The 20,172-nt window shown below is 70.9% G+C and carries 13 protein-coding genes, 1 tRNA gene and 1 rRNA gene; 2 read left to right on the forward strand and 13 right to left on the reverse strand.

The window, feature by feature from the left end:
* Complete coding sequence (locus AB0F03_RS32320; RefSeq protein ID WP_361998534.1) at window positions 1-846, forward strand: DNA-formamidopyrimidine glycosylase family protein; 846 nt, start codon at window positions 1-3, stop codon at window positions 844-846.
* Window positions 847-1,032: 186 nt separating this feature from the next.
* On the opposite strand, the gene AB0F03_RS32325 is transcribed toward AB0F03_RS32320, so the two are convergent.
* The 10 genes from AB0F03_RS32325 to AB0F03_RS32370 form a co-directional block, all read right to left on the reverse strand.
* The gene (locus tag AB0F03_RS32325; protein WP_361998537.1) at window positions 1,033-1,308 is read right to left on the reverse strand and encodes a hypothetical protein; all 276 of its coding nucleotides are present in this window, start codon (window positions 1,306-1,308) and stop codon (window positions 1,033-1,035) included.
* A gap of 138 nt (window positions 1,309-1,446) precedes the next feature.
* Window positions 1,447-1,917: a DNA starvation/stationary phase protection protein gene (locus AB0F03_RS32330; protein WP_361998539.1), complete on the reverse strand. Its 471-nt coding sequence runs from the start codon at window positions 1,915-1,917 to the stop codon at window positions 1,447-1,449.
* A gap of 198 nt (window positions 1,918-2,115) precedes the next feature.
* Complete coding sequence (locus AB0F03_RS32335; protein WP_361998542.1) at window positions 2,116-2,487, reverse strand: helix-turn-helix transcriptional regulator; 372 nt, start codon at window positions 2,485-2,487, stop codon at window positions 2,116-2,118.
* A 109-nt stretch (window positions 2,488-2,596) separates the two neighbouring features.
* Window positions 2,597-3,142 (reverse strand): CinA family protein, encoded by a 546-nt coding sequence (locus tag AB0F03_RS32340; RefSeq protein WP_361998544.1) that lies wholly within the window; start codon window positions 3,140-3,142, stop codon window positions 2,597-2,599.
* A complete protein-coding gene (pgsA, locus tag AB0F03_RS32345; RefSeq protein WP_361998547.1) occupies window positions 3,139-3,912 on the reverse strand; it encodes a CDP-diacylglycerol--glycerol-3-phosphate 3-phosphatidyltransferase in 774 nt (257 codons plus the stop codon). Before pgsA ends, AB0F03_RS32340 begins: the two co-directional genes overlap by 4 nt.
* The gene (rimO, locus tag AB0F03_RS32350) at window positions 3,909-5,381 is read right to left on the reverse strand and encodes a 30S ribosomal protein S12 methylthiotransferase RimO (protein WP_361998550.1); all 1,473 of its coding nucleotides are present in this window, start codon (window positions 5,379-5,381) and stop codon (window positions 3,909-3,911) included. Before rimO ends, pgsA begins: the two co-directional genes overlap by 4 nt.
* 91 nt (window positions 5,382-5,472) lie before the next feature.
* Complete coding sequence (locus tag AB0F03_RS32355; RefSeq protein WP_361998553.1) at window positions 5,473-6,309, reverse strand: RodZ domain-containing protein; 837 nt, start codon at window positions 6,307-6,309, stop codon at window positions 5,473-5,475.
* Window positions 6,310-6,587: 278 nt separating this feature from the next.
* Window positions 6,588-9,356, reverse strand: a complete 2,769-nt coding sequence (locus AB0F03_RS32360) for a DNA translocase FtsK (RefSeq protein WP_361998556.1) — start codon at window positions 9,354-9,356, stop codon at window positions 6,588-6,590.
* Between the two features lie 124 nt (window positions 9,357-9,480).
* Entirely contained in the window at window positions 9,481-10,161 is a 681-nt protein-coding gene (locus AB0F03_RS32365; RefSeq protein WP_361998559.1) for a response regulator, read from the reverse strand.
* Between the two features lie 312 nt (window positions 10,162-10,473).
* A complete protein-coding gene (locus tag AB0F03_RS32370; protein WP_361998561.1) occupies window positions 10,474-15,933 on the reverse strand; it encodes a HAMP domain-containing protein in 5,460 nt (1,819 codons plus the stop codon).
* A 415-nt stretch (window positions 15,934-16,348) separates the two neighbouring features.
* On the opposite strand from AB0F03_RS32370, the gene AB0F03_RS32375 reads away from it, so the two are divergent.
* Window positions 16,349-19,105, forward strand: a complete 2,757-nt coding sequence (locus tag AB0F03_RS32375; protein ID WP_361998563.1) for a SpoIIE family protein phosphatase — start codon at window positions 16,349-16,351, stop codon at window positions 19,103-19,105.
* 35 nt (window positions 19,106-19,140) lie between these two features.
* On the opposite strand, the gene AB0F03_RS32380 is transcribed toward AB0F03_RS32375, so the two are convergent.
* The 3 genes from AB0F03_RS32380 to rrf all read right to left on the reverse strand — a co-directional run.
* Window positions 19,141-19,216, reverse strand: a tRNA-Thr gene (locus tag AB0F03_RS32380).
* Between the two features lie 84 nt (window positions 19,217-19,300).
* Window positions 19,301-19,963 carry a DegT/DnrJ/EryC1/StrS family aminotransferase gene (locus AB0F03_RS32385; protein WP_361998574.1) on the reverse strand — a complete coding sequence of 221 codons (663 nt, stop codon included), beginning with the start codon at window positions 19,961-19,963 and terminating at the stop codon, window positions 19,301-19,303.
* Window positions 19,964-20,079: 116 nt separating this feature from the next.
* Window positions 20,080-20,172, reverse strand: a 5S ribosomal RNA gene (gene rrf, locus AB0F03_RS32390); the annotation flags it as partial.

Consider the following 20,172-nt stretch of genomic DNA (forward strand, 5'->3'; position numbering starts at 1 on the left):
ATGCCCGAAGGTGACACGGTCTGGCAGGCCGCGCGACGGCTGCACGAGGCCCTCGCGGGCAGGGCGCTGACCCGGAGCGACTTCCGGGTGCCGAAGTACGCGACGGTCGACCTGGCCGGCCGCACGGTGCTGAACACGATCCCGCGCGGCAAGCACCTGCTCACCCGGTTCGAGGGCGGTCTGACCCTGCACACGCATCTGCGCATGGAGGGAGCGTGGAAGGTGTTCGGCACGGGCGAGCGCTGGCGGGGCGGCCCGGCGCACCAGATCCGCGCGGTCCTCACCACCGCCGACCGCGCGGCCGTCGGCTACCGCCTCACGGTCCTGGAGCTGCTGCACACGACCGACGAGGAACGGGTCGTCGGCCACCTCGGCCCCGACCTGCTCGGCCCGGACTGGAACCCCGAGCGCGCTCTGGCCAACATCCTCGCGGACCCCGCCCGTCAGCTCGGCGAGGCCCTGCTCGACCAGCGCAACCTGGCCGGCATCGGCAACGTGTACAAGAGCGAGCTGTGCTTCCTGCTCGGCGTGACCCCCTGGCTGCCGGCCGGCGCACTCCCTGCGGACCGCGCCGAGAAGCTGCCCCTCCTGGCCAAGAAGCTGCTGGAGGCGAACCGCGACCGCCCGGTCCGGCAGACCACCGGCCTGCCCCGACAGGACCTGTTCGTCTACGGCCGCGCGTCCCGCCCGTGCCTGCGCTGCCACACCCCGGTGCGGGTGGCCGACCAGGGCGACGGCTCCCAGGAACGGCCCACGTACTGGTGCCCCACGTGCCAGACGGGCCCCACTCCCGCACCGGGCTCACCGCAACGCTGGCGCGAGAAGTACCCCCGCCGCACCGGCTGACCGCCCGCCACGAGACACCCCGACACCTCACCACCCTGCACACCGGCACCGCGGCACCTCACCACCCCGCACCCCGACACCTCACCACCACGCCCTGGCACCGCCACACCACCACGCCCCGGCAGCGCTGCACCCCCGCACCCCGGCACCATCCCGGCACCCTCACGCGCCGGCGCCCTCGCGCCTTCACGAGGAGTCCGACACTTCGCCCAAGGGGGGCTGCGGCGCCGTGGTGATGTCGCCCGCCCGCCAAGCGGCCTCCCAGCTGCCGGGGGGCACGGCCCCGGCAGCGCGCCGCTTGGGCGCGCAGTGCACGGGCAGCACGCTCAGCCCCCAGCCGCCCAACACGACGGCACCTTCCAGCACACCCGGGCCCTCGCCCACGGCGAGCCGCAGCACGGCCCACCACCAGGCCGCGCCGCAGCCGAGTGCCACCCCGTAGCGCACTATTCGCCCCACCATGCCCGCCACCACCTCCAGCCGGACGCCAGACCGTCGCCCGTCCCGCTCGGGAGGCGCACCACGGGCTCACCGAGGCAACGCCGGACACTCGCTCCACGGACGGACCGGCACCGGGGGCCGCCGTCCTCCGGTGAGCCGTTACGCGTGCTCCGCCTGGAACATCCAGTGGTGCTTCTCCAGGTCGGCGGTGATGCCGATGAAGATGTCCTGGGAGACCGGGTCTGCCTCGCCGGTCGCGTTCACCCGTTCCCGCATGCGGACGATCACCGCACCGAGCGCGTCCACCATGGTGCCGACCGCGTCCGTGTCCTTGATCCATCCCGCCGGAGCGGTGCCGATGCCGCTCCCGGAGGCGACCGAGGCGGCGCGCCCGTCGGGCGGGACGCCCAGCGCCGACGCCCGCTCGGCCACGGTGTCGGAGTGCGTGCGGGCGGAGTCGACCACCTCGTCCAGCTGGAGATGGACGGAGCGGAACCGTGGCCCGACGACGTTCCAGTGGATCTGCTTGGTGACCAGGGAGAGGTCCACCAGATCGACGAGCGCACCCTGGAGCGCCCCGGACACGGTCTTCAGGTCCGCGTCGGCCAACGGGCTCTTCACGACGTACATCCGCTTCCTCCGGTGCTTCGGCCCCGTCACGTCCCTCCACGATGACCGCACCGCCCGACTCCGGCAAACGGACGAAGGACCGGGAGCCCGCGCGGAGCGCGTGGTAAAGCGGAAGCCCCGGCCGGCTTCCCAGGGGTCACTGGGGAGAGCCGGCCGGGGCCACACTCGTATCGGGTTCTCGGGCCGCGTACACGCACCCTAGGCGGCGACCACGTCCACGGCCTCCGCGGGTGCCTTGATGGTCACCCGTTCCGGTGGCACGCCGGCCACCGAGACGGAGCCCAGCATCGGCCGGACCGGCGCGGGTACGTGCTCGGCCGCGGCGGACTGGGCCAGTTCGGCGAGCGCCAGTTCGTCGCTCACTTCTCGCATGAGTTCCGACATCCGTACGTCCAGCGCGTCGCAGATGGCGGCGAGCAGCTCGGAGGAAGCCTCCTTCTGCCCCCGCTCCACCTCGGAGAGATAGCCGAGTGAGACTCGGGCGGACGAGGAGACTTCGCGCAGAGTACGGCCCTGGCGTTGGCGCTGCCGACGCAGCACGTCACCCAGCAGGCGACGGAGCAGAATCATCGGTGGCTCCCTCCTCGGACCGCGTAGCCGCATCCTTCTCGCCCCACCGTACCGCCTCGCGCCGCGGCCGTGCGGGGAGCGATGTCGTGTTCACTCAGGGCTGCAAACATCAATACCCCCCGTTCCGTTCCGTATCCTGTGCCCGCTCATTCCCGGTCTGTTCGCCCGCAAGCCGCTCCAGAAGCACTGCGAGTACGCTCCGTACACTCTCCATACGAATTTCCGCACGGCTGCCGTTCAACCGCAGACCCTCGACTTTTCCGCCACCGGCAGAACCGCTCCCCGCTGTGGGAGGTCCGTCGACGGCGACGTACACCGTCCCGACGGGCCGGCCGTCCTGCGGGTCGGGGCCGGCGACCCCGGTGGTCGCGATGCCCCAGTCGGCTCCCAGCGCCTCGCGGACTCCGGCCGCCATCTCGGCCGCGACCTGCGGATCCACTGCTCCACGCTGAGCCAGCAGAGTGGCGTCCACGCCCAGCAGCCGATGCTTCAGCTCGGTGGCGTAGGCGGTGACCGAGCCCCGGAACACCCGGGACGCCCCCGGCACTCCGGTGATCTCCGCGGCTACCAGGCCCCCGGTCAGCGACTCGGCGACGGCGAGGGTCTCGCCCCTCACTGTCAGTAGTCGCACCAGTTCGGTGGCCGCGGAACTCACGCTTCCTTCTCCTCCAACGCCGCCGCGCGCTCGGCCATTCCCTGTCGCCGCAACACAATGGCTTGTCTTACGTAGTCGAGGCCGGTGACGACCGTGAGGACGACCGCCGCGGCCATCACCCAGAATCTGAGGCTGGCCAGCCACCCCGTCAGCGGCAGGACGTACATCCCGACGGCCACGCCCTGGGTGAGCGTCTTGAGCTTGCCGCCCCGGCTGGCGGGGATCACGCCGTAGCGGATGACCAGGAAACGCAGCAGGGTGATGCCGAGTTCCCGGCCGAGGATGACGGCCGTGACCCACCACGGCAGATCGTCCAGGGCCGACAGACAGACGAGCGCCGCCCCCATGATCGCCTTGTCGGCGATGGGGTCGGCGATCTTCCCGAAGTCGGTGACCAGGTCGTATGTACGCGCCAGATGCCCGTCGAACAGGTCGGTGATCATGGCGACGGCGAAGGACGCCCAGGCCAGCGAGCGCCAGGCCGGGTCGTGACCGCCGTCGGCCAGCATCAGGGCCACGAAGCCCGGCACCAGGACCAGCCGGAGCATCGTCAGCAGATTGGCGACGTTCCAGACGCTGGCCTGGTTGACGGCCGCGGCCGCGATCTTCCCGCCGCGGGCCGGCTTGCCGCCGCCGTCGTGGGCCGTGGCCGGGCCCGAAGCAGAACCGGAGACCTCGGACGTGTCGCCGTCGGCAGCGGCGGCGGTGCCCGGAGCGCCCTGCGCGCCGCCGGTGGGGCCGCCCGCGGCGGATGCCGGGACTCCGGTCATCTGCCCGCCTCCTCACTACACGCGAGCGAGCCGGTCAGCGGCTCGGCGACCAGGTCGACACCTTCCGTACCGACCACCTTCGCCTCGACCATACGTCCGACCCGCAGGCCGGCGCCGCTCGTGAGCAGGACGTGGCCGTCGGTCTCCGGGGCCTGGTGCTCGGCGCGGCCGTGGACGCCCTCCTCCTCGTCGACGGACTCCACCAGAACGTGCACGGTCTCGCCGACGCGCTCCTCGGCGCGCTGCGAGACGAGTTCCTCGGCGAGCCGGGAGATCCGCGCCAGCCGCTCGGCGACGAGGTCCTCGTCCAGCTTGTTCTCGTACGTCGCCGCTTCCGTGCCGTCCTCGTCGGAGTAGCCGAAGACACCGATGGCGTCCAGCCGGGCGCCGTTCAGGAAGCGCTCCAGTTCGGCCAGGTCGGACTCGGTCTCGCCGGGGAAGCCGACGATGAAGTTGGAGCGCACGCCGGCCTGGGGTGCCTTGCCGCGGATGGTGTCGAGCAGCTCGAGGAACCGGTCGGTGTCGCCGAAGCGGCGCATGGCGCGCAGCACGTCGGGCGCGGAGTGCTGGAAGGACAGGTCGAAGTAGGGCGCGACCTTGGGGGTGGAGGTCAGCACGTCGATCAGGCCCGGGCGCATCTCGGCCGGCTGGAGGTAGCTCACCCGCACCCGCTCGATGCCGTCGACCTCGGCCAGCTCCGGCAGGAGGGACTCCAGCAGGCGGATGTCGCCGAGGTCCTTGCCGTAGGAGGTGTTGTTCTCGGAGACCAGCATGATCTCCTTCACGCCCTGCTCGGCCAGCCAGCGGGTCTCGTTGAGGATGTCACTGGGGCGGCGGGAGATGAAGGAGCCGCGGAAGGAGGGGATGGCGCAGAACGAGCAGCGCCGGTCGCAGCCCGAGGCGAGCTTGACCGAGGCGACAGGGGCGCCGTCCAGCCGGCGGCGCAGCGGCGCACGGGGGCCGGAGGCGGGCGCGACGCCCTCGGGGAGGTCGGCAGGGGCGTGGCCGGGCAGCGCCACCACCGCGGCCGACTCCTGTCGCTGGGCGGGGCTGATCGGGAGCAGTTTGCGCCGGTCCCGGGGGGTGTGGGCGGCGTGGATGCCACCGGAGAGGATGGTCTGGAGGCGGTCGGAGATGTCCGCGTAGTCGTCGAAGCCGAGCACGCCGTCGGCCTCGGGCAGCGCTTCGGCCAGCTCCTTGCCGTACCGCTCGGCCATGCAGCCCACGGCCACCACGGCCTGGGTTCTGCCGTGGTCCTTGAGGTCGTTGGCCTCCAGCAGGGCGTCGACGGAGTCCTTCTTGGCGGCCTCCACGAAGCCGCAGGTGTTGACCACGGCGACGTCGGCGTCCGCGGCGTCGTCGACGAGCTGCCAGCCGTCCGCCTCCAAACGGCCTGCGAGCTCCTCGGAATCCACCTCGTTACGAGCGCAGCCGAGAGTGACGAGTGCGACGGTACGGCGTTCAGGCATGAGCTCAAGACTACTTCGTCCCGCTGACAGCCCATGTCGACGGGGTTGGCCGAGCCCGGCCGACTCCGTCACATCCGCGCAGCGGGGCCGGTCAGCCGGCCACCGGGTCGCCCTTGGTGTAGGTCAGGCGCTCCACCGCGCCGGGCTTGAAGGTGTCGTCGATCTTCTTGCCGTTGACGTACAGGTCGATGGCGCCCGCGTCGCCCAGGATCAGGTTGATCTTGGTGCTGTCCTGGAACGTCTTCGACTCGCCCTTCTTCAGCAGCCCGTCGAAGAGCATCCGGCCGTTGTGGTCCTTGGCCGAGATCCAGCTGCGTCCGTGGGGCGCGCTGACCTGCACGGTCACCTTGTCCTGGGGTGCGGCGGCGATGGCGCTGTCGGAGGGCTCGCCGGTCGGCGCGGCGGGCTTCGCCTTCTTCGGCGTCGCCGAGGCGGTCTTGCCGGCGGCGGGCGTGGCACCCTCGGCGACCTGTGCCCGGGAGCCGCCGCCACCGCCCTTGACGGCGGTGAAGCCGACGAAGCCGATCACCACGACGATCGCGGCGACCATGGCCGCGGTCCAGTTCGGTCCGCGCCGCTCGGGCCGGATCCGCTCCGCCTCGAACATGGGTGCCGCGGGGGTGGGTGCGGGGCGGCCGCCGTGCTCGGCGTCGTACCGGGCGATCAGCGGACCGGGATCGAGGTGGACGGCCCTGGCCAGCGTGCGGATGTGACCCCGGGCGTACACGTCGCCGCCGCAGGGGGTGAAGTCGTCCGCCTCGATGGAGTGGACGATGGCGAGTCGGACACGAGTGGCACTGCTGACGTCGTCCACCGTCAGCCCGGCCGCGATCCGCGCCTGCTGCAAGGCACGGCCCACGGAGGGTCGGGCCTCCTGGGACTCGTCTGGGATCGGACGCTCGTCTTCAGGGGAGTTGCCGAGGGACACGGGGGCGCCTTTCGAGCGTGTAGCCACCTGTGCTGGAAGCTCAGTCTAGGGGGGGTGCGAAAGGGTGGGGCAAGCGGGCGGCGGGACTTTGTACACCATCGGATCGGCCCGGAACACCGACAGCCGGACAGGCAGGTACCCCAGGATGGCGGGCCTACCTGTCCTCTCGCTCAACTGGACGTACGACCAAGGGAAACGGTTGCTCACCGATGTCTAACGGGTGGGTCACGGGGTCCGGCCGGTCGGCGTAACCCACGCCCGCCGGACGGTCCTTCGCGCTACCCCTCACTCTCCCCGCGTATCACCGCGAGCACGCCGTCCAGTTCGTCGGGTTTCACGAGGACGTCCCGCGCCTTGGAGCCCTCGCTCGGTCCCACGATGCTGCGGGACTCCATGAGGTCCATGAGCCGCCCGGCCTTGGCGAAGCCGACGCGCAGCTTGCGCTGGAGCATGGACGTCGACCCGAACTGGGTGGAGACGACCAGTTCGGCCGCCTGGCACAGCAGGTCGAGGTCGTCGCCGATGTCCTCGTCGATCTCCTTCTTCTGCTTGCTGCCGACGGTGACGTCGTCCCGGAAGACGGGCGCCATCTGGTCCTTGCAGTGCTGGACGACGACCGCGACCTCCTCCTCGGTCACGAACGCGCCCTGCATACGCGTCGGCTTGTTCGCACCCATCGGCAGGAACAGGCCGTCGCCCTTGCCGATCAGTTTCTCGGCGCCCGGCTGGTCGAGGATGACCCGGGAGTCGGCGAGCGAGGAGGTGGCGAAGGCCAGCCGGGAGGGCACGTTGGCCTTGATCAGACCGGTGACCACGTCCACCGACGGGCGCTGGGTGGCGAGCACCAGGTGGATGCCGGCCGCGCGCGCGAGCTGCGTGATGCGCACGATCGCGTCCTCGACGTCCCGCGGGGCGACCATCATCAGGTCGGCCAGCTCGTCGACGATCACCAGCAGGTACGGGTACGGCTGTAGCTCCCGCTCGCTGCCCTCGGGCGGCTTGACCTTGCCCTCGCGCACCGCGCGGTTGAAGTCGTCGATGTGCCGGTATCCGTAGGCGGCCAGGTCGTCGTACCTGAGGTCCATCTCGCGGACCACCCACTGGAGTGCCTCGGCGGCCCGCTTGGGGTTCGTGATGATCGGCGTGATCAGGTGCGGGATGCCCTCGTAGGCGGTCAGTTCCACGCGCTTGGGGTCGACGAGGATCATCCGGACGTCTTCCGGGGTCGCCCGCATCATGACCGAGGTGATCAGGCAGTTGATGCAGGACGACTTGCCGGAACCGGTCGCGCCGGCGACCAGCATGTGCGGCATCTTCGCCAGCGAGTGCATGACGTACCCGCCCTCGACGTCCTTGCCGAAGGCGACCAGCATCGGGTCGTCGTCCTCGGCGGACTCCGCGAGACGCAGGACGTCACCGAGGTTGACCATCTCCCGGTCGGTGTTCGGGATCTCGATGCCGACCGCGGACTTGCCGGGGATCGGGCTGATGATCCGCACATCGGGGCTCGCCACCGCGTAGGCGATGTTCTTGGTGAGCGCGGTGATCCGCTCGACCTTCACGGCGGGGCCCAGCTCGACCTCGTAACGGGTGACCGTCGGGCCGCGGGTGAAGCCGGTGACGGCCGCGTCGACCTTGAACTCCGTGAACACCTGGGTGAGCGAGGCGACGACCGCGTCGTTGGCCGCGCTGCGCGCCTTGCCGGGGCCGCCGCGCCGGAGCAGGTCCAGCGAGGGCAGCGCGTAGGTGATGTCACCGGAGAGCTGGAGCTGTTCCGCGCGCGAGGGCAGCTCCCGGGGCACCTCGGGAGCCTTCTTGGTCAGGTCCGGCACGGGTCCGGACGCGACCCGTTCCTGCTTCGGCCGGGGCGCCGGGGCGGGCACGGGCGAGGTGGCGGGTGCCGGGACCGGCGAGGTCGCCGGCGCGGGCACGGGGGCGGTGTCCTCGCGGTGGTCCGCGCCCACCCCGTGCGTGAGGTCGGCGACGAGCGGGGACGGCGGCATGCCGTGCTGCACGGCCCCGTCGAGCGAGGCGGCGGCGGCCGCGGCGACGTCCACGGCGTCCGGATGCCGCTGCGGATCCGGCTGGGGCACGGCGGAGCGCCTGGGGCGCCCGCGGCGCTGCGTGAGGGCCTCCTCCTCGGCCCTGCCGGGGTCGTACGCCCGGGGGGCGCGGGAGCGTCCGCGCGGACGCGCCGGCGGCGCCTCGCGCCACTGTTCGTCGTAGTCCTCGCCGTAGTACGTGCCGTCCTCGGCGAACCCGTCGGTCTCGTGGTCGGGCAGCAGCCCCAGGCTCACACCGAGCGCCCGCAGCCGCTGAGGGACGGCGTTGACCGGGGTGGCGGTCACCACCAGCAGGCCGAACACCGTCAGCAGCACCAGCAGGGGCACGGCGAGCACCTCGCTCACGGCGTACGTCAGCGGGGTGGCCGCCGCCCAGCCGATGAGGCCGCCGGCGTCCCTTATGGCCTGCATGCCGGCGCTGCGCGCGGGCGCGCCGCAGGCGATGTGGACCTGCCCGAGCACCCCGACGACGAGTGCCGACAGGCCGATCACGATCCGGCCGTTGGCCTCCGGCTTCTCCGGATGCCGGACGAACCGTACGGCGATCACCGCGAGCAGTATCGGCACCAGCAGGTCGAGCCGGCCGAAGGCGCCGGTGACGAGCATCTCCACCAGGTCGCCGACGGGCCCCTTCAGATCCGCCCAGGTGCCGGCCGCGACGATCAGGGCGACGGCGAACAGCAGCAGGGCGACGCCGTCCTTGCGGTGGGCCGGGTCGAGGTTCTTCGCGCCCTGCCCTATGCCGCGGAAGACGGCGCCGACGGCGTGCGCGAGACCCAGCCAGAGGGCGCGCACGAGCCGGTAGAGGCCCCCGGTGGCGCTGGGAGCCGGCCTCGGCGGCACGGCCTTCCTCGCCGCCGGCTTCCTGGCGGGCGCCTTCCTGGCCGCGGCCTTCTTCACGGCGGCCTTCTTCACCGCAGCCTTCGCGGGAGCTGCCACCTTCTTCGCGGGCTGCTTCTTGGCTGCGGACGGACGTGAGGCCATGGATGTGAGGTTACCGGGGGAGACGACGGCGGACACGTGTGCCCACAGCTTCACCCGTTCGTGTCGCGCCTGTGGAGGACCGGAACTGACGCCCGCTCATCGACAAGTCGGGACCCGGCACGCGTCAGTTCTGGGACGGCAGGGAGGCGCCGCCGCCCGTGCCCGGTTCCAAAGCGTCGAGCGCGCGGCGCAACCCGGTGAGCTTGCGCTCCAGATGGGCCGCCGTGGCGACGGCCGCCGCGTCCGCGGAGTCGTCGTCCAGCTGCTTGGACAGTGCCTCGGCCTGCTCCTCGACGGCCGCGAGCCGCGCGGAGAGCTCCGCGAGCAGTCCGGCCGACTCCCGTCCGGCGACCGCGCCCTTGCCGGCGCCGCCCTCCAACTGGAGCCGCAGCAGCGCCGCCTGCTCGCGCAGCTGGCAGTTCTTCATGTACAGCTCGACGAAGACCGAGACCTTCGCGCGCAGCACCCACGGGTCGAACGGCTTGGAGATGTAGTCCACCGCGCCCGCCGCGTAGCCCCGGAAGGTGTGGTGCGGGCCGTGGTTGATCGCCGTGAGGAAGATGATCGGGATGTCACGGGTCCGCTCGCGCCGCTTGATGTGCGCCGCCGTCTCGAAGCCGTCCATGCCCGGCATCTGGACATCCAGCAGAATGACCGCGAAATCGTCCGTGAGCAGCGCTTTGAGCGCTTCCTCCCCGCTCGATGCCCGCACCAGCGTCTGATCGAGCGCAGAGAGGATGGCCTCCAGCGCCAGCAGATTCTCCGGCCGGTCATCGACCAGGAGGATCTTGGCCTTCTGCACCATGGCCCGCCCTCCTCGCCCCGGCGGTACGCCGGGCGCCGCCCCAGGGGACGACTCCCTTTCGCCGCCCGTCCTTGTGCCGGTCATCGTAGCCGCACCCCGCCTGTCGCCACACCCTGTCACCGTGATGTCACTGTGCACATAGAGGAAACGCGGCGGAGCCCCGGAGGGTTCCCGGAATCCCGCATTCCTGCGTGTTCCCCGCCATCATGATGCAACAACCTCCGGCACCCTCCCGACGTTCCCGCGAGTTCACGCCACACCCGGCCGCACCGCCCGACGCACCGCGCCCCGCCGCACCGCCGCCCGCCGCACTCACTCCGGACTCATCCACTGGCGCATCACCGACAGCAGGTGGTCGGGGTCGACCGGCTTGGTGACGTAGTCCGAGGCCCCCGACTCGATCGCCTTCTCCCGGTCGCCCTTCATCGCCTTCGCCGTCAGCGCGATGATCGGCAGCCCCGCGAACTGCGGCATCCTGCGGATCGCCGTGGTCGTCGCATACCCGTCCATCTCCGGCATCATGATGTCCATCAGCACGACCGCCACATCGTCGTGCTGCTCCAGCACCTCGATGCCCTCACGGCCGTTCTCGGCGTACAGCACCGAGAGGCCGTGCTGCTCCAGGACGCTGGTCAGCGCGAACACGTTGCGGATGTCGTCGTCGACGATCAGCACCTTCTCCCCGCCGAACCGCACCGCGCGGCCCGGCTGCGAGGCGCTCTCCTGCTCCGTCGCCGCCGCCCACTGCCCGGCCCGCTGCCCCTCCGCCGGCAGGCTGCGCCGACGGCGCCGGAAGAGGGCCGCCGGACCGTTCTGCGTCTCCCGGTACGACTTCACCTCGGCCGGCGTCTCGATCTCCGCGGCCGACAGCTCCAGGGACCTGCGTGCCTCGGAGGCGACCAGGTCACCGGCCTCCAGCGCGGCCACAGGCTGCTGGTAGCCCTGCGGCGGCAGCTCGCTCGGGTGCAGCGGCAGGTACAGCGTGAACGTCGAGCCGCGGCCCGGTTCGCTCTGCGCGTGGATCTCACCGCCGAGCAGCTGCGCGATCTCCCGCGAGATCGACAGGCCGAGCCCGGTCCCGCCGTACTTGCGGCTCGTCGTGCCGTCCGCCTGCTTGAACGCCTCGAAGATCACCCGCATCTTGCTGGCCGCGATGCCGATACCGGTGTCGGTCACCGAGAACGCGATCAGCTCACCCTCGGGATCGGCCAGCGAACCGGCCTCCAGCAGCTGCTCCCGGATGGACTGCGGGACCGCCGCGCCGGCGGGCCGGATCACCAGCTCCACCGACCCGGAGTCGGTGAACTTCACCGCGTTGGACAGCAGGTTCCGCAGCACCTGGAGCAACCGCTGCTCGTCGGTGTGCAGGGTGGCCGGCAGCTCCGGCGAGACCCGCACCGACAGGTCCAGGCCCTTCTCCGCGGTCAGCGGCCGGAAGGTGGCCTCCACGTAGTCCACGAGCTGCACGAGCGCGATGCGCGTCGGGGAGACGTCCATCTTGCCCGCCTCGACCTTCGACAGGTCGAGGATGTCGTTGATCAGCTGCAACAGGTCCGAACCCGCGCCGTGGATCGTCTCGGCGAACTCCACCTGCTTCGGCGACAGGTTCCCCTCGGCGTTGTCGGCGAGCAGCTTGGCCAGGATCAGCAGCGAGTTGAGCGGCGTGCGCAGCTCGTGCGACATGTTGGCGAGGAACTCGCTCTTGTAGCGCATCGACACCGCGAGCTGCTCGGCACGCTCCTCCAGGACCTGCCGGGCCTCCTCGATCTCGGTGTTCTTCACCTCGATGTCCCGGTTCTGCCGGGCCAGCAGCTCGGCCTTCTCCTCCAGTTCGGCGTTGGAGGCCTGGAGCGCCTTCTGCCGGTTCTCCAGCTCGGCCGACCGCTCCCGCAGCTGCTCGGTCAGCTCCTGCGACTGCTTGAGCAGCTTCTCGGTCTTGGTGTTGACCGAGATGGTGTTCACGCTGGTCGCGATCATCTCGGCGATCTGGTTGAGGAAGTCCTTCTGGATCTGCGTGAACGGCGTGAAGGACGCCAGCTCGATCACGCCGAGCACCTCGCCCTCGAACAGCACCGGCAGCACGATCACCTGCGCCGGCGGAGCCTCGCCGAGCCCGGAGGCGATCTTCAGGTAGCCGCTGGGCGCCCTGTCCACCAGGATCGTGCGCTTCTCCTCGGCGGCCGTGCCGATCAGCGCCTCACCCGGCCGGAACGACGTCGGCATGGAGCCCATCGAGTAGCCGTACGAGCCCAGCATCCGCAGCTCGTAACCGTCCTCGCCGCCATCGGTGGCCTTGCCCTCCATCAGCGGCATCGCGAGGAAGAACGCACCGTGCTGCGCGGACACCACCGGCGTCAGCTCGCTCATGATCAGGGAGGCCACGTCCTCCAGGTCCCGGCGGCCCTGCATGAGCGCGGAGATGCGGGCCAGATTGCCCTTCAGCCAGTCCTGCTCCTTGTTGGCGATCGTGGTGTCGCGCAGGTTGGCGATCATCTTGTTGATGTAGTCCTGAAGCTCCTGGATCTCGCCGGAGGCGTCCACGTCGATCTTCAGGTTGAGATCACCGCGGGTCACCGCGGTCGCCACGCGCGCGATGGCACGCACCTGCCGGGTCAGGTTCCCGGCCATCTCGTTCACCGACTCGGTGAGGTCCCGCCAGGTGCCGTCGACGTCCCGCACGCGTGCCTGGCCGCCGAGCTGCCCCTCCGTGCCCACCTCGCGGGCCACGCGCGTGACCTCCTCGGCGAAGCTGGACAGCTGGTCGACCATCGTGTTGATCGTCGTCTTCAGCTCCAGGATCTCACCGCGCGCGTCGATGTCGATCTTCTTCGTCAGGTCACCCTTGGCGATGGCGGTGGTCACCATGGCGATGTTGCGCACCTGACCGGTCAGGTTGGACGCCATCTGGTTCACCGACTCGGTGAGGTCCTTCCAGGTACCGGCCACCCCCGGTACGTGCGCCTGGCCGCCCAGGATGCCGTCCGTGCCCACCTCCCGGGCCACCTTGGTGACCTGGTCGGCGAACGAACTCAGCGTCTTGACCATCGTGTTGATCGTGTCGGCGAGCTGCGCGACCTCACCGCTGGCCTCGATGGTCACCTGCCGCGTCAGGTCACCGTTGGCAACCGCTGCGGCCACCTGGGAGATGTTCCGCACCTGCATGGTCAGGTTGTTGGCCATCAGGTTGACGTTGTTGCTCAGGTCCTTCCAGATACCGGTGACACCCGGCACGTGCGCCTGCCCGCCCAGGATGCCCTCGGTGCCCACCTCACGGGCCACCCGCGTCACCTGCTCGGCGAAACTCGACAGCTGGTCGACCATCGTGTTGACCGTCGTCACCAGTTCGAGGATCTCGCCCTTGGCGTCGACCGTGATCTTCTTCGACAGATCGCCCTTGGCGACCGCCGTGGTGACCTCGGCGATGTTGCGCACCTGGATGGTCAGGTTGTTCGCCATGAAGTTCACGGACTGCGTGAGGTCCTTCCAGGTGCCGGAGACACCCTGGACCTCGGCCTGCCCGCCGAGCATGCCCTCCGTGCCCACCTCACGGGCGACCCGCGTGACCTCCTGCGCGAACGACGACAGCTGGTCCACCATCGTGTTCAGCGTGTTCTTCAGCTCCAGGATCTCCCCGCGCGCGTCCACGGTGATCTTCTGGGAGAGGTCACCGCGCGCCACCGCCGTGGCGACCTGCGCGATGTTGCGCACCTGCGCGGTGAGGTTGCCGGCCATGCCGTTCACGGAGTCGGTCAGGTCCCGCCACACACCGGCGACCCCGGGCACCTGCGCCTGCCCGCCGAGCCGGCCCTCCGTACCCACGTCACGCGCGACCCGGGTCACCTGGTCGGCGAAGGCGGACAGCTGGTCCACCATCGTGTTGATCGTGTTCTTCAGCTCGAGGATCTCGCCGCGCGCGTCGACGTCGATCTTCTGCGACAGGTCACCGCCCGCCACCGCCGTCGTCACCTGGGCGATCTGGCGCACCTGCGAGGTGAGGTTGCCCGCCATGAAGTTGACGGAGTCCGTCAGCTCCTTCCAGGTGCCGGAGACGCCGTCCACCCGGGCCTGACCGCCCAGCCGGCCCTCCGTACCCACGTCCCGGGCCATCCGCGTGACCTGGTCGGCGAACGAGGACAGCTGGTCCACCATCGTGTTCACGGTGTTCTTCAGCTGGAGCATCTCGCCGGAGACGTCCACGGTGACCTTCTGCGACAGGTCGCCGTTGGCCACCGCCGTGGTCACCTGGGCGATGTTGCGGACCTGTCCGGTGAGGTTGCGGAACGCGGTGTTGACGGAGTCCGTCAGGTCCTTCCACGTCCCGGCCGCCCCCGGTACCTGCGCCTGGCCGCCCAGCTCACCCTCGACACCGATCTCCCGCGCGACCCGCGTCACCTCCGCACCGAACGAGGACAGCTGGTCCACCATGCCGTTGACGGTGTTCTTCAGTTCCAGCATCTCGCCGGCCACGTCCACGGTGACCTTCTGCGACAGGTCACCGCTGGCCACGGCGGTCGTCACCGCGGCGATGTCGCGCACCTGCGTGGTCAGGTTCCGGAACACCGTGTTGACGGAGTCCGTCAGGTCCTTCCACGTCCCGGCCGCGCCCGGCACGTTCGCCTGCCCGCCGAGCCGCCCCTCCGCGCCGACCTCGTTCGCCACGCGCGTGACCTCGTCCGCGAAGATCCGCAGCGTCTCGGTCATCTGGTTGATCGTCTCGGCGAGCTGCGCGACCTCGCCGCGCGCCGGAACCGTCACCTTCTGCGACAGGTCACCACTGGCCACAGCCGTCGTGACCTGCGAGATCCCGCGGACCTGCGCGGTCAGGTTGCCGGCCATCGTGTTGACGGAGTCGGTCAGCTCCTTCCACACGCCGGCCACCTCGGGCACCCGCGCCTGACCGCCCAGAATGCCCTCGGTGCCCACCTCCCGGGCCACCCGCGTCACCTCGGAGGAGAACGACGACAGCTGGTCCACCATCGTGTTGACGGTGTTCTTCAGCTCCAGCATCTCGCCGGCGACATGGACGGTCACCTTGCGGGACAGGTCACCCCGGGCGACCGCCGTGGTCACCAGCGCGATGTCCCGCACCTGCGCCGTCAGCCGGTACGCCATGGTGTTGACGGACTCCGTCAGGTCCTTCCACGAACCCGACATCCCGCGCACCTGGGCCTGCCCGCCGAGCTTGCCCTCGGTGCCGACCTCGCTGGCCACCCGCGTGACCTCGTCCGTGAACGTCGACAACTGGTCGACCAGGTTGTTGACGGTGCGGCCGACCTTCAGGAACTCACCGCGCAGCGGATGCCCCGTGCCACCGTCCGGACCCTGCGTCCGCAGTTCCATGCGGGGCGAGAGATCACCCTCGGCGACCGCCGTGAGCACCCGGCTGACCTCCGACACGGGCCAGACGAGATCGTCCACCAGCGCGTTGGAGTTGTCGACGGCCGCCGCCCAGGAGCCCTCGCAGGCCCCCGTCTCCAGCCGCTCCGTGAGTTTTCCCTCACGTCCGACCATGCGCCGCACCCGCGACAGTTCGCCGGTGAGGTGCAGATTGCGGTCCGCCACCTCGTTGAAGACGGCGGCGATCTCCGACATCACGCCGTCCCCGGACACCGTGAGCCGCTTGCGGAAGTTCCCGTCCCGCATCGACACGAGCGCCGCCAGCAGCCGGTTCAGGGCCGCCGTGTCCACCTCGGTGGTCGCGCCGCTCCTGCCCAGGGACGGTCCGCCCTTCGCGCGCGTCCTCGTACCCCGCGTCGCCGCGCCAGACTCCACTGTGTCCCTCCCGGAGGGGTAGACCGCCACTGCTGTGCCCGGCCGCTTCCGCCCGGCGTGCCGTCATCGGCACACCGGGCACCGGCGCACCGGTTCCTACTGCGTGTTCCTGCCAGTTCCGCCCAGACGGGATCCGGCCTCACCAGGGGCTGCTGCCCACCCGTACGGAACGCACGCAGCCCGACCCGACCTCCATCGCAAGCCTGCCCAGTGTTTCACCCCGGCCGAACCAGGCCATAACAGTTCGGCAGCTTCGCACATCGTCCGCACACCGTGGGGGGTGAACACCGGCGACCGGCATCCGCTCGGACCGTGAAGGTAAGTAACCTTGCGAGCGGCTGTCCAGCCGCACCGGTCCGACCGGCCTGGGCGGTGGCACGAGCACGAGCGGGCATCGGAGGGGCGGCCGCACACCATGACCACCGGAGTGATCCCCGGGGGACAGCCCCCGGAGCCACAGCCGACGGGCGAGCGGATGCCGCAACAGCGGCGCGAGCCGGACGGCCCCGCAGCCCTGCCCTCCGACGACCGGCCGAGGAGTTCTGTGATCACCGCGCGCGCGGCTGCCAGTTTCGAGCCCGTCGGACGATCGGTCGCCACCGCCCGGTCCTTCGTCCGCGACACCCTCCAGGGCTGGGGGTTCGCCGACATCGTCGACGACGCCGTCGTCCTGACCAGCGAGCTGGTGACCAACGCGGTCGTCCACGCGGGCACCCACGCGGAGGTGCTGTGCCTGCGCACCGAGGACGGCGTGCGCATCGAGGTCTCCGACCGCTACCCGGAGCGCGAGGTCCCCCTCCAGAGCAGCGCCGTCGCCATGGGCAGCCCCGACCGCGAGGGCGGCCGCGGCCTCCAGCTGTGCGCGGCCCTGGCCACCCGCTGGGGCGTGGACTACACCCCCACCCACAAGAACGTCTGGTTCCAGCTCAACCTGCCCGCACGCGCGGTCGGCACCCGCGCCGCCGGCCCCGCCCTGCCCGCCGACCTGCTCCCGCTGGCCGACGGACGGGTCCGCGTCGCGGTCCTCCAGGTCGACCGCAAGGGCACCGTCAGCGCCTGGAACGAGGACGCCGAGGAACTGTTCGGCTTCCCCGCGGCCGAGGTCGTCGGCAAGCCCCTCACCGAACTGGCGGCCTGGCCGCACACCCCGGGCACCGGCACCGGCATCGCCGAGGCCTTCCAGCTGTCCCGCTGGGAGGGCACGTACGGCATCCGCGGCGCCGACGGCCGCGTGGTCCAGGTGTACGCCTCCCATCTGCGGGTGCGCGACACCGGCGGCGAGCCGTCCACCGTCTGCCTGCTGGTCCGGGACCACGAGCGCGCCGTCCTCCAGACGCCGTCCCGCGTCCCGGCCACCGACCAGACCTCGTCTGGCGACGGGCAGAACACCGATCCCTTCGAGGTGTTCATCGGCTCGCCCGCCCCCGACGACCTCGACGGCCTGCTCCAACGCACGGTGGAGCGCGCCCGGGACATGCTGGACGGCGACTCCGCGTTCCTGCTGCTCGCCACCGACGACGAGACGGAGCTGGAGGTCCGCGCCTCCACCGGCCTGCCCTCCGCACGCCAGCGCTTCGCACGCGTGCCCGTCGACGCGGGCCCGGGCCGCTACGGCTCCGCGCGCATGCCCGCCGTCCACGACGACCTGGCCGCCGTCCCCGGTGCCGTCCCGCTGCTCGCCGGCACCGGCATGCGTTCGGTCGTCACCGTCCCGCTGAAGGTCGAGGGCCGCCTGACCGGCTCCCTCGGCGTCGCGGCGGAGGCACCCGGCCGCTACACCAACGAGGAGGCCCTGCGCCTCCAGTTCGCCGCCGACCGCATCGCCCTGGCCGTCGAGTCGGCCCGCCTCGGCGAGCTGGAACGGCTGCGCCGCGGCTCCCTGAGCTTCCTGGTCGAGGCCTCCGACCTGCTCGCCGGCACCCTGGACCGGGACCAGACGCTGGCCCTGATGGCGCAGATGACCGTCCCCACCCTGGCCACCTGGTGCGCGGTGTACACCATCGCCGACCAGGCGTCCGAGCCGTACCTGTCGTACGTCCTGCACGAGGACGAGGAACTCATCGACGGCATCAAGTCGTTGCTGTCGAAGGTCTCCCCGCCGGATCCGGTGCCCACGCCCGGCGCCCGCGTCTGGACGATCCCGGGCGAGGTCGCCCACCGGGCGGCACTGCGCAGCTCCATGCGCAGCCTGGGGCTGGCCGGCGGTTCCACCCAGTTCTCCTCCGCCATCGGCCCGACGCTCGCGACGGCCTCCGCCGTCGGCGGGGAGACGGTCGTACTGCCGCTCGTCGCCCGCAACCGCGTCATCGGCATGCTGACCCTCGGCAAGCCCACCGACGAGCACTTCCGCCAGGAGATCCTGGAGCTGGCCGAGGACCTGAGCCGTCGGGCCGCCCTCGCCCTGGACAACGCCCGCCTGTACTCGGAGCGCACGGCCATCAGCCAGGCACTCCAGCGCAGCCTGCTCCCGCCGGGCCTGCCGCACATCGACAACGTCGAGGTGGAGGTCATCTACCGCGCGGCCGGCGAGGGCAACGAGGTCGGCGGCGACTTCTACGACCTCTTCCCCATCGGCAACGGCGCGTACGGCTTCGCCATCGGCGACGTCTGCGGTACGGGCCCGAACGCGGCGGCGGTCACCGGCCTGGCCCGGCACGCCCTGCGCCTGCTGGCCCGCGAGGGGCTGTCGGGGCCGGCGGTCCTGGAGCGCCTGAACTCCGCGATCCTCGACGAGGGCGACCGCAGCCGCTTCCTGACCCTCCTCTACGGCGAGCTGCGCCCGCAGGAGGACGGGAGCGCCGAGCTGAAGGTGGTCTGCGCCGGCCACCCGCTGCCACTGCGGCTGCGCCAGGACGGCACGGTCGTGGCGGCGGCCGAACCGCAGCCGCTGCTGGGCGTCATGGAGGACCTGGAGCTGTACGAGGAGACGGTCACCCTCGACCCCGGTGACGTGCTGCTCTGCGTCACGGACGGCGTCACCGAACGCCGGGAGGGCACGCGCATGCTGGGCGACGACGGCCTCGCCGACGTCCTGACGACGTGCACGGGCCTGACGGCGGGGGCGGTGGCGGCACGCATCATGCGCGCGGTGGAACGCTTCGCCTCGGACGCCCCGTCGGACGACATGGCGATTCTGACGATGCGGGTCCCGGAAATCCAGCAGGAGGCATGAGAAAAGCCCCACCCGGAAGGGTGGGGCCTTTTCACTGGAGCCCCCAAACGGAATCGAACCGTTGACCTTCTCCTTACCATGGAGACGCTCTACCGACTGAGCTATAGGGGCCGGTCGCTTTCGAGGTTTCCCTCGCGGCGACGAAGAAACTGTACCCCGGACTGGCCCGAGTTCCCAAACGCGTTCGGTGCCTGTTCAGAAGGCGGGCTGGAGCAGTCCGCCGAGCGCGTTGCAGGCGGAGACGATGCGCTGCATCTCGCGTTTCGTCAGTGAGGCGTCCACCGGCAGTGCGAGCGTCTCGTCGGCGGCCAGTTCGGTCTCGGGCAGTGACACGCAGCGGCGGAACTCCGGCAGCCGGTGCACGGGGGTCTTCACCGGTACCCGGCAGGCGACTCCCTTGCCCCGCAGGGCGCGTGCGAAGGCGTCCCGGTCCGGCCGGCCGTTGCCCGGCACGCGGACGACGTACTGCTGGTAGGTGTGCCCGTCCCCGCCGTCCGGCGTCCGCACGCCCTTCAGCCTGGCGTCGAGATAGCCGGCCCGCTCCCTGCGCTGCGCTGTCTCGTCGTACGGCGCCTCGGACTCGGCGTGTTCCAGCACGAGCAGCCCGTGCCGCCGGCCGAGCGCGAGCAACCGCCCCATATCGGCCCGCCGTCCGAAGCGGTGCACGGCAACGACGGCCGCGGTACGGGGGGTTATGGCCGCGTCTATGGCCTCGGGGGCGACGCAGTAGGTCACCGGGTCTATGTCGGCGAACACCGGGAGCGCGCCGGCCAGTATCACGGCCTCAGCCACCTCGGTGTTCCCGAAGGCCGGTACGACGACCTCGTCACCGGCTCCGACGCCGGCGGCCCTGAGCAGTGCAGCAGTTCCCATGTGCTGGATGCTGGGCGCGCAACGTGAACGACACGTTACGCACAACAGAAAAAGGCCGGACCCTGAACCGAAGTTCAGGATCCGACCTTTTCTGAAAGGTTGTTCGGCGGTGTCCTACTCTCCCACAGGGTCCCCCCTGCAGTACCATCGGCGCTGTGAGGCTTAGCTTCCGGGTTCGGTATGTAACCGGGCGT

It is taken from the genome of Streptomyces sp. NPDC028722 (assembly GCF_040637655.1).
GTDB lineage: Bacteria > Actinomycetota > Actinomycetes > Streptomycetales > Streptomycetaceae > Streptomyces.